A 16,796-nucleotide genomic window follows, 5' to 3' on the forward strand; every position below is an offset into this window, starting at 1 on the left:
ATGTAACAAATCTTTAATAGAGAATACAGCTGCCAAACTTGCTGAAAAAATTCTCGCTAAATGATGAATATCTGAACAATTGAGTTTGTGATCTGCGTTATCAACAGGAGGAAATGCTGTGATCCGAGGTCCGATGCCCTGTTTCAGGGAGCTATTTTGGCCACTTCGCATCAAGTCAGGGCAAGTAAGATCGCACTATGGTTGAACAAGAAAAGCCAGTCTGATTTAGCAGGCTGGCTGATTTAATGACACAGCTAATGGCTCACAGGAATAGCCGCTGTTGTTATGTTGTCCCGCTGCCGCTCCAGCGCAATTTGCGCCAGCGGTGTATCGGCTTCATATCGCATCTGCGCGTCCAAGCCTTTTTCGTACTTGTTATATTTCCACCAGGCATAACCAAGGAAGATAACCAGCCCGCCAACGTTATAAAACATGATGGTCATAATGCTTGCACCGGTCGGGAAGGTTGAGGCAATAAACCCAACGGTGAAAATCACAATCAGCACGCTGACAATAGTGATGCCCTGCATCCGCGATCCCATGCGGAAATCGCGATTCACCTCATCGTATTTGATACGTAAGTTTAGGTACGCCAGCATGATAAATAGTGGGGGCAACATAGAAGCCGCCGCCGTCATGTTGATCAACGTATTCATCAACTCCTGTACGCTGCCTGAGCCAATAGTAGGAATAAGCATCAGAGTAATAACAATCAGGAACTGAATCCAGGCGGCGCGAGTCGGCACACCATGTTGGTTTAAGCGCACGGTTTTCTCACCAAAAATCCCTCTTGGGATCTCCGTGAAGAATATCTTTACCGGAGCCGCAGTCCACATCAACAAAGAACCGAACATCGCGGTGAAAGACACAATCCCCACAAAGCGCTTCATGAACATCGCGGGCAGGCCAAAATGATGTGCTAACCCTTCAAACACCTGAACCGTGCCACCGGTAAAGTGCAAATCGGCTTTATGAACAAACACATTAATGAGCAAAGATGAAACCGTATATAAGCCACCAATGAATAGGCCTGAAAGGATAATCACTTTCACAAAAACTTTGCTGCCGCCTTTTACGTCATTGACGTACACCGCCACAGACTCGGCACCGCCTGCTGCCTGAAAAATCCACGCAATAATCCCAAGAAACGCCCAGCTAAAATGAGGGGTAATCGCCTCTACGTTGAGAGGGTCCGCAGGTTCTACACCACCAATCACCGTAGCGCCCGCCAGAATAATGTAGGAAAACGTCAGCAACAGCATGAGCGTGGAAGTGAGAGACGTCATGGGTCCCAATAATTTCGCGCCGTGGTTAGAAATCCACGTCGAAAATGCAAACAAGCAAATGCTAATAATGGCAGTGGTCAATGGCGTAAAAATATAATCATAGCCAAGGAATGCATACGATGCATACGCAATAACCCTAGGCAGTAGCGATGTGAAGAAAAACAAATTAACGAACCAATATGTGTATGCGGTAATAAATGCCCAACGACCTCCTAACGCACTTTTTACCCACGCATAAACGCCCGCTTCAGAGTTTTTATTAAGCGAAACAAACTCGGCAATAACCAAACAAAATGGAATGAAATAAATAAGCGTTGCCACTAAAAAAACCGGTGCCGATGCAATACCTAATTCAATATTGTTATTAATGACATTATTGAAGCTAAATACTGCCGCAAATGTCATGGCTAATAACCCGAACTTCCCAATTGTATTTCTGTTTGTTGAGGTCATGGACGTAGCACTCCACATAATACAGGATATTATTATTGTGATTTTTCTACGTGGACAATAATGTCCCGCGCAGAAACGTAGGGTGGGTAAGCGAAGCATCACCCACGAGAGTCTATATGCAGTGGATGGCGCTCCGCTTACCCACCCGACAAAGCCCATGCTTACTTATTAAGGAAATACGTCTCCTCAACGGTCACCTGAAGAATAACCTTCCTCACGCCTCGCGCTTGCCCAAAGCGGCGTGCCTGATGGTTTTCGAAAATAACAACGTTGCCCGCTTTGAGGGAGTAAGCCTCGCCTCGGCCACGATAAAACTCCCTATCACTCTCATCGCGATAGGCAATTTCTGGAGTTAACGTGTTTTTATTCGCAATCTCAACCGTTTCCTGTCCGGCTAAATAATAATGCACATCAAAATAACGCCGATTTCCTTCAAATAACTCTACCGGCTCTACAGAACCATCAGCGAGGCGATATACCAGCGAATCGCCTATCGAATAAAAAATATTAGGAGCAATATTTTTAAGGTTATTGATAGCCTCCATACAACGCTGCCATTTTTTCCCCTCTCGATAAATACGCTGGAACTCGTCTAAGGTATTTAAAATAATCATTAGCCTTACCTCATCAAGAAAGTGTGCGTACGGTTTGCGGTTGGAAATCATATTTCGCAAGTTCGCTCGTTGCGGTTTCAACTTTACGGAACGGCACCATCGTGAAACCGTATTGGAACGGTTTGAAGTAAACCCGGAACGAATCGAGGACTTCGGAACCCCATGAGTTAGAACCGAGGCCGAGGATTTGGTCATCGAGGTTTAGCGTCAGGTAGTCACACGCTTCCAGTTCGTTGATGTGCTGCGCCTGCTGCAACATTTCAGCGCTATAAGGCCAGAGGCTGAAGTTAATTGGCTTACGCGGTTGAATGAAAATACCATTGCCCCTTTCATCCTCAACGCTAAGCCAGCGCACTTCTTGCCGGTTGCCGTTATCCTGCGGGAATGGGTAGTTTTCAAACAGGCTTTCAACCGGCTGGCGGTAATGGCCAATCAGGTTGCTTTGGCAGCTATCACCGTAGTTTTCACCCGGCCCGCGCCCGTAATATTCCACCTGTTTAAAGCGCTTGCTGATGCCAAAATCGAGGCCAATTTTTGGGATAATGGCCTGATAATTTCCGTATGGCGTACCGGACAAATCCAGCGTGACATGCCCTGCCGGAGTGACTCGCCAGCGATAAGTGCAGCGCATACCAAAATCAAATACCGGCGGTGCAACGACGCTGTCAATTTCAATAACCTGATCTTCGCCTTGCGAGAAACACCGCATGGCACGGAAATGATGCTGCATCAGATGTATATGGTACGGCTGCCACAGCCCTTCGAATTCCTGTTTATGATTATCAATCGTCGGTTTAAAGAAAGTCAGATGCGGTGCTCGCCCAACAATTTCCTCACCGTCTGCTAACCATGAAACCAGTTCACCGCTCAAACGGCAGAACGTCAGTAAAAAACCATTCCCGCTGATAACCTGCTGATGTCCATGCGTTTCATTACGTAATGCACCCAGTTTGCGAAGCGGCAACGGTTCGCGAGACTCCGCTGGCTGACGCAAAATTTGAAAGTGACCGAGGGTATGCAGCGCTTCGCTGTAGCACGTCGCACTACGCTTAACGATTGCCACATTGATAAACACTTCGCCCGCAGGCAGAGAGGGTGTAGCCAGCTGCAGTTCTTCTTTTTCCCCTGGTTGTAAACAAGGTGCAGCCAACGTTTGCTGCGCGATAAGTTCACCATCAATCTGATAACTGACCTGTAATTCAATATCGTTTATCGCGCTGAACCAGTAGCGGTTTTCCACCAGCAACACATCAGGTTGGTCTGTCGAGCTAATATTGACCGGGCACAGCACCTGTTTGTATTCCCGCAGCCCCGGTCCTGGACGCTGATCGGGATAAATCAAGCCATCCATGCAGAAGTTATAATTATTCGGGAAGTCGCCGTAATCGCCGCCGTACTGATAACGCTCACGCCCTTGCTCGTCATGTACCAGCAAACCGTGGTCACACCATTCCCAAATGTAATGGCCCTGTAGGCTTTTATGCTGATTGAAAACCGCCTGATATTGCGCCAACCCGCCGGGTCCGTTGCCCATTGCATGAGCGTACTCGCACAGGATGCGAGGTTTCGGATGCGGGTACTCACCAAATGCATTCATCATCGAGACGCGCGAATACATGGTGCTGATAACGTCGACAACTTCTGCGTCGCGGTCTTCTTCATAATGAACTAACCGCGTTGGGTCGAGTTGCTTACAGCGAGCCGCCATCGCTCGAATATTGCAGCCGTAACCCGACTCATTGCCGAGCGACCAAATAATGATAGAAGGATGATTTTTCTGCGCCATAACGTGGCGCTCAATGCGCTCTACGTAGGTCTGCTCCCACGCGGGGTCATTAGTAATACGGCTTATATCGCCTATATTTGCAAAGCCGTGGCTTTCTAAATCCGTTTCGGCCATCACAAACAGGCCGTATCGATCGCACAACGCGTAAAAACGCGGGTCGTTTGGGTAATGAGCTGTACGAACGGAGTTGATGTTGTGTTGCTTCATCAAAATAATGTCGCGCTCAACGCGCGCCATATCGACCGCTCGGCCTTTTTTATGATCATGATCGTGGCGATTTACACCATGCAGTTTCAGATAGCGGCCATTCACATAGAACAGACCATTGCGCACTTTGATGTCACGGAATCCAACTTGCTGGGGTATAACTTCGACAATGTCGCCGTGGCTATCACGCAGGGTTAACAGCAGCAAATAGAGGTTAGGTTGTTCGGCATTCCATTGCTTAGGCTGTGTGACCAGCATCGAAAACCGGCAACTTAAAGCATCTGCACTTTGACGCTGCTCAGCGACACATTTATCGCCATCAAACAACTGTGCGTGGAGCTGTAAACCAGCGGCTGGTGCGGTGGAGTTATTATTAAGCACGCAGCAGATCTGGAGTTCCGCATCGCAGTAGTTTTCATCAAATTCAGTCACGACCGTTAAGTCATGCAGATGAACTTGCGGCTGACCAATCAGGTAAACGTCGCGGAAAATTCCCGCCATCCACCACATATCCTGATCTTCAATATAGGTAGAATCCGCCCATTGCATTACCCGCACCGCAAGTAGGTTCTCGCCGGCTTGCACATAAGGGCTGAGATCAAATTCGGCGCTCAGGCGGCTGCCTTTGCTGAATCCGACATAGTGACCATTGAGGTAGACTTCAAAGTAGGTTTCAACACCATCGAACTTAATAATGATTTGACGCTGTAGCCACTCAGCTGGGAGAGAGAACTGGCGCTGATAGGCACCCGTAGGGTTGTTGGTGGGAACAAATGGCACATCAATCGGGAACGGATAACCTTCGTCGGTATATTGCAGTTTGCCGTGGCCTTCCATCTGCCACATGCCCGGAACGGTGATGTCACCCCATTCTGCCATCGGCTGATGGTAAAATTCAGCCGGCACCTTTTCCGGATGATCGAAGTAGTTAAACGCCCATTTTCCGCTTAGCAGCATAAAGCCTTGGCTTGCGGAACGGTCCAGTCCTTTCGCCTGCTCTTCGCTATCGTAGCTATGGAACCAAGCTCGTGCTGGCAGCCGATTCTCAGATTGTTTTTCTATGTTTTCCCAATTGTTCACGCCAACATCCTCTTTACGTGGGGTTGGGAAAACAATAGTAAATATTTAGTAAAATAAAAAGCTATGGTTTACTAAATGTCGCAACGATCACAATAAATCGTCCTGTGATCCAGAACGCATCACTGGGTCAAATACGGTTAAATTGTCGTATCACGTAGCTGCAAAGAGCTTGGAACAAAGACCGAAAGTGGAATGGTACGATCGTCTCGAATGCGCTCCATCAGTAGGTTTACGGCCTGTGCGCCGATGGTTTCAGAATGAATGCGCACCGTAGAAAGCGCCGGGAACACAAAGCGAGCGGTAGGAATATCGTTCACGCTAATCAACGCGATTTGCTGTGGCACTTTAATTTCATGTTCATGCAGTGCACGCAACACACCGATAGCGATGGAGTCCGTCGCGACAAACAAGGCAGGCGGGTAATTATCTGATGTAGAAAGCATTTTCATCGCACACTGATAACCCGCTTGGCTGCTGAAATCGCCATAGTAGACATCTTGCGGCTGAACAACATTTTTGCTGCGCCCGTACTCAACAAACGCCAGTTCACGCGGGTCGGCATACTCTTCATCATCACGACCACCAATAAATCCGATACGTTGATAGCCACGCGAAATAAAATAGTCGATCACTTTCTGGCTGATTCGAGTTAAGTCGACGCTGATACAGTCAAAACGAGGATCGTCAGTCACACCATCAAGATACACCAACGGTAATTCTTGCTGTTCAAGAATCTCTTGGGCTGCGGGCTGGGGTTTACCAATAATCAGTAAACCATCGGCAACTGGCAAGGAGCCGTCACCTTTAAAGTCGTAGCAAGAAACCAGAGTAACTCCCAATTTTTCACATTGAGTTTCAATACCATAACGCATCGCTAGGTAATAAGGATCGTTAATTTCCAGCTCTTTACCATGAGTATAAAGTGCGGCAAAAGTCAGGTATTGATTGGCCTGACGCTTGGCGCTGGGGACTTTGTATTCTAGGCGTTCTGCAGCTTCGAGGATTTTCTGGCGTGTCTGACTTTTCACACTCAACGTGGGATCGTCATTTAGCACCCGTGAAACCGTCGCCACCGAGACCTGAGCCGCCTTCGCGATTTCCTTCAATGTAGCCATAAAATCCCAATAATCATCAGATGAAAACAATAGCTCAATGGCACAATAGTAGCATGTATACCGCTGTATTTAACCCACTCACCCGCCATTTGAAGTTGTGATCAAGCTATCGCTTTACTAATTTTAGTGTATTTTTTAGTAAAATTTTAACTAAGATGATTTCCATTGCACCGCATGAATGCAGTGATTACGACAAGGAATGGATTTCATGGTTAAAAATTTATTACGGACTCCACTGGCTTTATTGTTCATACCGATAGGAATGTTGCAGGCGGCTGAAACTATTGAACCCGCAGAGCGACAAATGCCCACCCCACCGGATATCTCTGCCAGCAATGCCGAAACCGCATTCCGCTTTTATGGCGAAATGGGGTTAGGCGGCAGTGTTTATCTAAACGGAGATGATAAGCACAAATACAGTGACGGCACCTACATAGAAGGAGGACTGGAGGTCAAACACGGCAACTGGTTTGGTTTGCTCTATGGCGAAGGCTGGACAGTTCAGGCTGACCATCAGGGCAACGCGTGGGTACCAGACCACAGCTGGGGCGGCTTCGAAGGCGGCATAAACCGTTTTTACGGCGGCTACCGCACCGACAAAGGCACCGAGTGGATATTAAGTGGGCGCAACGATTCATCACTGGACGACTTGCAATGGTGGGGTGACTTCACGCCGGAATATGGCTATGTGATCCCCAATACTCGCGATTTAACCTATGCCGCTAAAGTACAAAATCTCACCGGAGATTTACGCTACAGCATCACCGCGGCCCCTGAAAGCCGTGTTGACGAAAGCAAAGCGTGGCTCCATTTCGGTAAATATGACCGTTATTCAGATAAATATACGTATCAGGCGATGATCAACGGTTATCTTCAATACGATATTCGGCCAGATTTAACCCTGCTTAACGGGCTGGAAATCACCGATGGCACTGGGCAACTCTATCTGCTGGGTTTGCAGAGTAAGCATCTCGCTGGACGCGTTTGGCATCATACCGGCAAAGGCGATGGTCATAACCCAGGCTCCGAAAGCGGGATGATGATTAGCGGCATGGTTGAACCAAGCAAAGGGCTTTACCTTTCCACCGCGTGGAGTTATGCCAAGCATTGGCTAGATAATGCTGAGGACCAAACCACTTCTTATGCGCAGTTTGGTATCTGGTACGAATACTTTGACGGTAAATTTGCCACCGCTCTCGACAGCCGTTTTTATCTGCGTAACGACAGCACGGATGCCAGCAACTCAGTATTTCTGATGCAATATTTCTATTGGTAAGGATACAACATGAAAACATTATTCCATCTTGCTCCCCTCGCAGCCGTGCTGATACTGGCTGGATGTAAAACGACTCACCAAGACACCACGCCATTACAAGCCAACGACTATAAAAATGTGATTAACCGTACCGGCGCGCCACATGCCATGCTCGATTACGACTTTGACGAGCATCAGCGCTTCAATCCATTATTTGATGACGGCGCATGGCATGGTCATTTATTACCGGCAAGCAGTGAAGGCATGGGCGGATTCCCCGGTCCTGCGCTGCTTACCGAAGAATATATCAACTTTATGGCCGACAATTTCGACCGTCTGAGCGTGATTAAAAACGGCCAGAAAGTGGCGTTCACCCTGCAGGCGTACAGCATTCCTGGTGCGCTTGTTCAGACACTGACCGCACCTGACGTTCACGTAAAAATGACGCTGCGTTTTGTCACTTCCCGCACTTCTTTGTTGGCGACCGAAATCACCACCGACGCACCACTCGAGCTGGTTTGGGATGGCGAGCTGCTGGAAAAATATCATCTTCAAGAACAAAAACCGCAGTCGGATAAAACCATTGAGCAGGCGTTTCCTAGCTACACTCGAACGTTGCATGCCACGCCAGACGGCCTGAATGTTACCTTTGGTAAAGTGCGCGCCGACGCAAATCTAATGACTTCCGGTGACTCCCAATACCAAATCCATAAAACGTTACCGATGAACACGCAAATCAACGGACACAGTTTTGTCGCTAAAGCGAACATTGAGCGATCAACCACGGTTTACACCACCTACTCTCATTTACTGACGGCTGCCGAAGTCCAAAAAGAACAGAGCAAAATTGCCGATATTCTCAAGCATCCTCAGGCGTACCTCGCAGCATCGGAGCAACGCTGGGAGGGCTATTTGAAAACAGGGTTGAACAATCCTGATGCGACACCTGCGCAAACCAGAGTCGCCGTTAAAGCTATCGAGACGCTAAACGGTAACTGGCGTAGTGTTGCCGGGGCGATGAAATTTGATTCGGTGACTCCGTCTGTGACCGGACGCTGGTTCTCCGGCAACCAAACTTGGCCGTGGGACACTTGGAAACAAGCTTATGCCATGGCGCATTTCAACCCTGACGTCGCCAAAGATAACATTCGCGCCGTGTTCGCTTGGCAGATTGCGGCTGACGATCCTGTTCGCCCGTGGGATGCGGGTTTTGTGCCCGATCTGCTCGCCTATAACACCAGTCCGGAACGCGGCGGCGATGGCAGTAACTGGAATGAACGCAACACCAAACCGAGCCTTGCGGCTTGGTCTGTCATGGAAGTGTACAAAACGACCGGCGATAAAGGCTGGCTTGAAGAAATGTACCCGCATCTGGTGGCCTACCACGACTGGTGGTTGCGCAACCGTGACCACAACCAAAATGGCGTACCGGAATATGGCGCAACGCGCGACAAAGCGCATAACACAGCCAAAGGTGAAATGATCTTTACCGTTAAACGCGGCAACAAAGAACAAAAAATGGTGGGTCTGGACAATTACAACCGCGTATTGCGCAGCGGAAAGTATGACAGCATTGATATTCCCGCACAGGTTGCAGCCGCATGGGAATCTGGACGCGATGGCGCAGCGGTATTCGGTTTTATCGAGCCCGATCAGTTGCAGCGTTATGTGGATAAAGGCGGTAAACGCGAAGACTGGCAGGTGCTTTTCGCCGAAAATCGCGCTTCTGATGGCACGCTGTTGGGTTATTCGCTTTTGCAAGAGTCGGTGGATCAGGCCAGCTATATGTACAGCGATAGCAGCTATCTAGCTGAAATAGCAGATATTTTTGGTAAAAAGGATGACGTGCAGAAATACCGCGAGCACGCTAAAAAACTGGCCGATTACATCAACACCTGCATGTTCGATGACGCGACCGGTTTCTATTACGACATTCGCATCGAAGCTAAATCGTTGGCAAATGGCTGTGCGGGTAAACCGATAGTCGCACGTGGCAAAGGGCCCGAAGGCTGGTCACCGCTGTTTAACGGCGCGGCAACTCAGGCACATGCCGATGCCGTGGTGAAAATCATGAAAGACCCGAAAGAGTTTAATACCTATGTGCCGCTCGGCACCGCCGCCCTCACCAACCCGGCATTTGGCGCGGATATTTACTGGCGCGGACGCGTGTGGGTGGATCAGCTCTACTTCGGGCTAAAAGGCATGGAACGCTATGGATATCGTACTGACGCGGTGGAAATGGCGAATCGCTTCTTTGCTCATGCCAATGGCCTGATCGCTGATGGTCCAATTCGCGAAAACTACAATCCGCTTAACGGCGAGCAGCAAGGCGCACCGAATTTCTCTTGGAGCGCCGCTCATCTTTATATGTTGTACAACGATTTTTTCACGCAAAAATAGTGCAACATGAAATAACACCAGAAATGTCGCCAAGTAACTTCGAGAAAGATGTGGAGTGAACAGCGACTCAGGAGAGATAGCATGTCGATAGCAACATTTGCGCGTTTAACGGCTCTGCTTGATGAGCATCAGGCTCGTTACCGCGTTGTAGAACACCCTATGGCGGGAAAATCTGAAGAAGTGGCAAAAATTCGCGGCACCCAGCTTGGACAGGGAGCCAAGGCGCTAGTCTGCCATGTGAAGGGAAACGGGATTAAGCAACATGTTTTAGCCATACTGCCCGCCGACCAACAGGCCGATCTCAGCGCGTTAGCGCACGGCATCGGCGGCACCCGAGCGTCATTAGCCAGCCCGGTGGAAGTCGATGCATTAACCGACTGCGTATTTGGTGCAATCCCGCCTTTTAGCTTCCACCCAGACTTGTTATTGGTGGCCGATCCGCTGTTATTTCAACGCTTCGATGAATTAGCATTTAACGCCGGTACGCTTGAGCGTTCACTGATCCTCAACACGCAGGACTATCAGCGCATCGCTCAGCCTAAGTTGGTCACGTTTATTCGCAGTGAATAGATCGCGCGAAAACCTCCCCTTTGCAGCTTAAGAAACAAGGGGAGGTTGGTGTTGATTATCCGTTCGCCGTGAGCCTAAACACGCTCATGCTTTGCATCAGATTTCCGCTTTGCTCCTCTAAAGAACCGGTCGCTGCGGCAGACTCTTCCACCAGCGCCGCATTTTGTTGCGCCACCTGATCCATCTGTGAAATCGCCTGATTCACCTGTTCAATACCGCGACTTTGCTCGTGAGAAGCCTCCGAAATTTCACTCATCAGCGCCGTAACCTGACGAATCTCCTTGGCGATATCGGCCATGGTATCACCCGCGTTGGTCACCATCGATGAGCCCTCTTTCACCCGACGAGCAGAATCTTCAATCAGCGTTTTGATCTCTTTGGCTGATTGAGCGCTGCGCTGCGCCAAGTTACGCACTTCGCCAGCAACCACCGCAAAACCACGCCCTTGTTCACCCGCGCGAGCAGCTTCAACGGCGGCGTTTAAAGCGAGAATATTAGTTTGGAAGGCGATCCCGTCAATCACGCTGATAATGTCGGCAATTTTCTGTGAACTGTTCGAGATCCCCTGCATACGGGCAATGGCTTCACTGACGATCTCCGCCCCTTTATCGGCGGTATGAGAAACATTCCCTGCCAGCTGATTCGCCTGTTCGGCATTGTCCGCATTCTGTTTCACCGTTGCGGTCAACTGCTCCATGCTCGCGGCGGTCTCCTCCAGCGAGGCGGCCAGCTCTTCTGTATGTTGCGACAGGTTCCTGTTGCCAACGGTCAGCTCTTTTGCCCCAACGTCGACCTGCATACTGGCATCACGCACCTGACTGACCGTATCTGCCAGCGAAGTCTGCATTGTGAGCACGCGGCGTCCCAGCTTGGCAATTTCTGATTTTCCTTCGCTCTCAAGATCTTGAGACAAATCACCACTGGCAATCAGGGAAACATGCCCGTCTAAACTTTCCAATGGATTCAGGATGATTTTGCGCAACGCAACCCAACATAGCGCGCCAATCAGCAACGAAAATGCGAAAGATACGCTGATAATAATCAGGTCGCGTTGATAGTCATGTTGCGCGTCTGACAGTGCCTTTTGGCCAACTTCATCGGCAAAACCACGGAAATCACGCAGGTCCTGATCAAAATTGGCAGATAAATTGCGCAACTGATCTTCTAATAATGCGTAATAAGCCGCGCTATCATTGGCTTTAAGCGCCTGCAGCATAGGGCGCAACGCCTGATTGACGTAGATTTGGTAGGTATTTTCCAGCTCGGCGCTCAGTTGCGCACCGCGCGGCGTCAGTTTTTTCAGATCGGTAAATTTCTGCATAGATGCATCAGCCTCACCGATCAATTTCTCCGCCCGTAGGCGGCTATCGTCTGCCGCCGCTAATTTACCCATCTCCATTTGACGAACGGATAATGCACCCGCCGTACGTGCCCGTAGCGTGGCATTAAAGCTGGCTGCTAGTGGGCTCAGCTCTTCGGCCTGCACCTGATTCACAACGGCCAGTCTTTGATTAATTTGGCGAACCGATTGAATGCCGATAATGCTGATCATCAGCAGCAATAGCGTATAAACCAGCATGATGAGTGCCAGCCCACCACGAACTGTCAGGTGTTTACTCATATAGTCGTATCCCTAGGAATGAAAGAGCCTGCAAAAGAAGACATCAGATGTGGTATCTCTCTCAGCCAGTACAAAATGCCTCTCTCTACGGAGAGTAAATTATGAACAGAGGAAACTGACTGAAGATTGATCAGTCTATCGGCATGCCAGAAGGGAACTTGAGAGAAACTTAATGCGAAGAAAACAGCTTTTAGGAATAAAAAAGCCGAGAGGAGTGGTTCCTCTCGGCTCATGAAGACTAACTTATTGAATTAAAAACGACACCAGTTGTTGTTTTGATTAATTCCGCCGTTTGGCGAGGTATAGCCTAAGCAACCCAGAATCGAGTCATACAGCTCAACATGCCGATGAGTCTGCCCCTGCTTTGCCTGCTTTTGCACCTGCTTAAACATTTTGGCATTGTCACCTGAAGCTAAGAACTTATCCGATGCCCATACCATCAACGGCACACGGAACTGCTCTGGCGGAGCCATTTCACGCGGAGTACCGTGGAAATGCTCATTATCACTGATCGACTCGCCGTGATCTGAGGCATAAAACACCAAGGCTTTTTTATCACGCACCTGATCAATCACGCTTTTAATCATGTTGTCAGTGTACAAAATGCTGTTGTCATAGGAGTTCATCAGCTGCTCTTTGGTACAAGAGTCATCCACGCCCATACACTCTGGCTTGAACTTCGCATAGCTACGCGGGTAACGCTGCGTATACAAATAGTGGGAACCCGACGTATGCAGCACCACTAAATGTTTACCCTTCGGATACTTTTGTAATGAGTTCTGCAACTCTTCCACCAACAGCATATCGTCGACCGGTTTCCCATCGTTACGATGTTCTGCCGCGATAAGCTCTCGGAACGAGAAGTTATCTGAATCGGTATTGTTGTAGAACCAAATCTCACTCTGCATCGCAAAGAGCTCAGAGCTGAATCCGAGCTGATGTAATACAGAGAAAATATTCTGCTCTTTCAGCGTCCGCTGGGCGTTGTTTTCCGTTCCGCCTTCACGCACAAACATGCAGCGCAGGGAAAGTTTGGTTGATGTATCGCAGGACTCACCGCGGAACGCGGCTAGATTAGGTTCCTTGGCCAACTGTGGCGTGGTGTCACGCTCATAGCCCAGAATCCCCATATGATCCCAACGCGCTGTTTCACCGATGATGAACACCACATAGGTATCATCAATCCCTTCAGGCGCAACGTAAGAAAAATGATCCGCTGGATCAAATAAGTCGGCTTCATCCTGTCGCTCATCCAGCGCGGTGTAGCCATATAATCCGAACGCCGCCAGCCAGTTTGATGGCAAGTAAGAGTGAGCCACCACGCCACCATAGCTTGGCATATCAACGTTATTCTTCTGGTCTATTTCTTTCTGCGCGGTTCCCATTAAGTTTAATGGTACCCAGACCACGGCAACGATCAGCGCCATCCCGACTAAAGATATGATTCTTTTACCCGGTGTTTTCAGCTGTTCAAGCAAGGTGTTATGCGCTGAACCCAGCCAGATGATCGCCAAAGGAATGATACTGGCGGCGACAAACCACAACACAAACTTCCAGCCGACAACCTCAGAGAATAGCCCCAAATCGCCTGGAGAAAATACGGAAATGATAATGCCGTAGCCAATCACGACGTTAAATGCCGTCATGTAGTAGCTTGCAGCCACAGAGATCAACGTGATGAGCGTCGCCGTAATTTTGAAGAACCAGCGTCCTCCCAGCGAACACACTCTCAAAATAAAGAAGGTAAAGAGGAGAACAACCATCACCTCTAAACTTCCCGTTAACCATTTAGAAAAATGGAGACCCTCTTTGACTTCGTCAAAACGGCGTAAAAACACCGGAATATTAAGAAAAATACCAATATAAATCGCTAACAGCAGCGCCTGCATTGGTTGTGATAGCAATTTTATTTTTTGCATTACTTTCTGAAACCTTGTTGCTAACCCTAGAAAACATGAGACACACCGCATTCTAAATCGTTCAGATGCGGCGACGGAATTTACCAAGAAAGTTCTTAATCGGCGAGAGACTATTCAGCAGAAAAATGTCGGCACCAGCCTCGCGGCTATGGTGACGGACTTAGGCAAAGAATCATATGGGGGAATTGTCTGAGAAAATGCCCCATAAAATGGGGCATCAAATAGTGGGGTAAAAACGGGTAAAAATTAACGGCGGCTCATCTCTTCTGACTTCGCCATACAGCTTTGCATCGCATCCATCACGGCCGCACGCAGACCTTTTTGCTCAAGCACTTTCACGGCTTCAATGGTGGTTCCCCCTGGAGAACACACCATATCTTTGAGCTCACCGGGGTGTTTACCGGTTTCCAGCACCATTTTGGCCGATCCCATCACCGCCTGCGCGGCAAACTGATAGGCCTGAGCGCGTGGCATTCCACCCAACACCGCAGCATCAGCCATCGCTTCAATAAACATAAATACATAGGCAGGTGCTGAGCCACTGACGCCCACCACGGAATGAATCAGATATTCGGGAACAATAGCAGCCTTACCAAAACTGCTAAAAATTTCCACAATCAGCGCGCTTTCATCCTCGGTCATTTGCTTATTCGGCGTAATAGACGACATTCCTGCATTCACCAACGCCGGCGTATTTGGCATCACGCGCACCACTTTTTGCCCATCTTTCAGCGCAAACTCCAGCGTTTCTAGCGTGACACCTGCGGCAATGGAAACCACAATCGCGTTTGGCTTGAGCGATTCTCTGATTTCACCCAAAACATTCGTCATCATATTTGGCTTAACGCCTACGATCAGAATATCAGCCTGCTTAGCAACCTCATCGGCGCTGCTGGCACCTTGGCTGCCAAACTCCTGGCTAATCGCCTCAACGCTTTGCGCACTACGGTTATACACCGTGATATTTTCCGGTGAGATCAGTTTACTCGCCACCAGACCGCCTAAAATCGCCTTGCCCATATTGCCACAGCCAATAAAACCGATTTTCTTATCCACGATGTTAATCCCCACAGTGCAGTCCTCCGCGATAACGCCCGTTGTACCGAATAAAATTTACATCTTCAGATGCGATTTCTTAGGCTACCACCAAAACCGCGAGAAAGGCACAACCACTCCCCTGAATATAAAAAACAAAAAGGCCTTTCCCATTGATTGGGAAAGGCCTTTTCTGTACGGCTTCTGAACTACAGAGACTGCGCCAAGTATGGCGAGTATCGATTATTTATACAGTTCAGCGGTCGCGTGCATTTTGTTATTCCCAGAGGTGGAAATAATGCGGTAAGAAGATGCGCCAGCCTGTTCAGCTTTAGCCGCTACGCGAGCTTCCAAACCGTCAAGATTGGTTGCGCCACTGACCGACACTACGCCCATTTTCTGCATGTCAGACGCTGGCTGAGAAGAGAGGTCTGCGGCAGTAGCAGCAAATGCGGTTGCAGAGAGTGCGAAAACTACAGCTAAATTTTTGATGATTTTCATAACGTTTACCTTTCTTGAAATTTTGTCGTTTTGAAAGGCGCCCGCCTTCCGATGACTAAAGAATAGATCGGTTAACGGAGAGTTAAAATCGGATAGTTTTGAGCCTCTTGTTCAATTTTTTTGAATGTAATTTAAACAACTTTACGTATGAATTTTAGTCAGAGGATAACGAGACAAGCCAAATACCAATTTTTTCAGATAAAAGACTTTAAAAACAATCAATAAGCTAACTTTTGAACCAATCGACATAAAATCACATAGCCGACATTTCATTACAGACGGTAGTGTCAGGAAATATTCGTCAGCGCCGCGCATAACATCAGCCGAGATGTATCAGCCGAGATGTGCGATGACTTTCGGCAGACACAGCCTAAACCACGGCGTAAAACGCTCAGGCTCGAGCCGCATTTGCTCTAAAATTTCATCCACTGGATGATAAGCAAAAGCATCGGCCTCTTCTGCGTTAAGCTGCGGAACCACGTTGCTGTGACCAATAAAAACATGTGCCAGCTCGTGTTCAGTGAGCCCTCCCCCAACGTCGAGGCAGTAACTCAGTTCAAAAGATTCGTGCAGCGCACACGCCATCCCCATTTCTTGATAGAGCCGCCGCATCGCCGCTTCTTGGGTATCTTCACCGGGGAGCGGGTGACCGCAGCAGGTATTACTCCACTGGCCGCCTGCATGATATTTTTCCGCCGCACGCCGCTGGATCAATAGCTCATTATGATCGTTAAAAATGTACACGGAGATGGCTCGATGCAAGAGTCCCTGCTGATGAACCGCGAGCTTTTCCATTCTGCCAATCGGCATATCGTTTTCATCAACCAGAATCACTTCAATCATGACCTTCCCCTCTCTCATAGTGTTACGACGTACTCCTATTAGCATACCTAATTGTTGCAAACTTTTTTTAATTTAACGCCACATCGATCGCCCGCTAATCTAGCGCAAAAA

Annotated in this window: 12 protein-coding genes; 3 read left to right on the plus strand and 9 right to left on the minus strand. The window is 48.7% G+C overall.

Annotated elements, in window-relative coordinates; all coding sequences use genetic code 11:
• Positions 1 to 254: 254 nt before the first annotated feature.
• The 4 genes from AB3Y96_RS21605 to ebgR all read right to left on the minus strand — a co-directional run bounded on the left by AB3Y96_RS21605 (position 255) and on the right by ebgR (position 6,541).
• Positions 255 to 1,739, minus strand: coding sequence for an amino acid permease (locus AB3Y96_RS21605; RefSeq protein ID WP_367300186.1), 1,485 nt, complete (start codon positions 1,737 to 1,739; stop codon positions 255 to 257).
• Between the two features lie 161 nt (positions 1,740 to 1,900).
• The gene (locus tag AB3Y96_RS21610) at positions 1,901 to 2,353 is read right to left on the minus strand and encodes a beta-galactosidase subunit beta (RefSeq protein ID WP_367300360.1); all 453 of its coding nucleotides are present in this window, start codon (positions 2,351 to 2,353) and stop codon (positions 1,901 to 1,903) included.
• 13 nt (positions 2,354 to 2,366) lie between these two features.
• The gene (gene ebgA, locus AB3Y96_RS21615) at positions 2,367 to 5,426 is read right to left on the minus strand and encodes a beta-galactosidase subunit alpha (protein WP_367300187.1); all 3,060 of its coding nucleotides are present in this window, start codon (positions 5,424 to 5,426) and stop codon (positions 2,367 to 2,369) included.
• 137 nt (positions 5,427 to 5,563) lie between these two features.
• On the minus strand, positions 5,564 to 6,541 hold the full coding sequence (gene ebgR / locus AB3Y96_RS21620) for a transcriptional regulator EbgR (RefSeq protein ID WP_367300188.1): 978 nt from the start codon (positions 6,539 to 6,541) through the stop codon (positions 5,564 to 5,566).
• 262 nt (positions 6,542 to 6,803) lie between these two features.
• Here ebgR and ygjJ point away from each other — a divergent pair, with 262 nt between their 5' ends.
• The 3 genes from ygjJ (at position 6,804) to AB3Y96_RS21635 (ending at position 10,766) form a co-directional block, all read left to right on the plus strand.
• A complete protein-coding gene (gene ygjJ, locus AB3Y96_RS21625) occupies positions 6,804 to 7,817 on the plus strand; it encodes a protein YgjJ (protein WP_247650330.1) in 1,014 nt (337 codons plus the stop codon).
• A gap of 9 nt (positions 7,818 to 7,826) precedes the next feature.
• Positions 7,827 to 10,196: an alpha-glucosidase gene (gene ygjK, locus AB3Y96_RS21630; RefSeq protein ID WP_367300189.1), complete on the plus strand. Its 2,370-nt coding sequence runs from the start codon at positions 7,827 to 7,829 to the stop codon at positions 10,194 to 10,196.
• Between the two features lie 81 nt (positions 10,197 to 10,277).
• The gene (locus tag AB3Y96_RS21635) at positions 10,278 to 10,766 is read left to right on the plus strand and encodes a YbaK/prolyl-tRNA synthetase associated domain-containing protein (protein WP_367300190.1); all 489 of its coding nucleotides are present in this window, start codon (positions 10,278 to 10,280) and stop codon (positions 10,764 to 10,766) included.
• Between the two features lie 55 nt (positions 10,767 to 10,821).
• Here AB3Y96_RS21635 and AB3Y96_RS21640 read toward each other — a convergent pair whose 3' ends face one another.
• From AB3Y96_RS21640 to idi, 5 genes are all read right to left on the minus strand, one after another.
• Positions 10,822 to 12,387, minus strand: a complete 1,566-nt coding sequence (locus AB3Y96_RS21640; protein WP_367300191.1) for a methyl-accepting chemotaxis protein — start codon at positions 12,385 to 12,387, stop codon at positions 10,822 to 10,824.
• 251 nt (positions 12,388 to 12,638) lie between these two features.
• Complete coding sequence (eptB, locus tag AB3Y96_RS21645; RefSeq protein WP_072307175.1) at positions 12,639 to 14,306, minus strand: kdo(2)-lipid A phosphoethanolamine 7''-transferase; 1,668 nt, start codon at positions 14,304 to 14,306, stop codon at positions 12,639 to 12,641.
• Between the two features lie 246 nt (positions 14,307 to 14,552).
• Entirely contained in the window at positions 14,553 to 15,377 is an 825-nt protein-coding gene (gene proC / locus AB3Y96_RS21650; protein WP_367300192.1) for a pyrroline-5-carboxylate reductase, read from the minus strand.
• A 207-nt stretch (positions 15,378 to 15,584) separates the two neighbouring features.
• The gene (locus AB3Y96_RS21655; RefSeq protein ID WP_072307174.1) at positions 15,585 to 15,842 is read right to left on the minus strand and encodes a DUF1471 domain-containing protein; all 258 of its coding nucleotides are present in this window, start codon (positions 15,840 to 15,842) and stop codon (positions 15,585 to 15,587) included.
• 333 nt (positions 15,843 to 16,175) lie between these two features.
• On the minus strand, positions 16,176 to 16,685 hold the full coding sequence (idi, locus tag AB3Y96_RS21660; RefSeq protein WP_072307173.1) for an isopentenyl-diphosphate Delta-isomerase: 510 nt from the start codon (positions 16,683 to 16,685) through the stop codon (positions 16,176 to 16,178).
• Positions 16,686 to 16,796 lie beyond the last annotated feature (111 nt).

The organism is Hafnia alvei (genome assembly GCF_964063325.1).
In the GTDB taxonomy this organism is placed as follows: Bacteria; Pseudomonadota; Gammaproteobacteria; order Enterobacterales; family Enterobacteriaceae; genus Hafnia; species Hafnia alvei_B.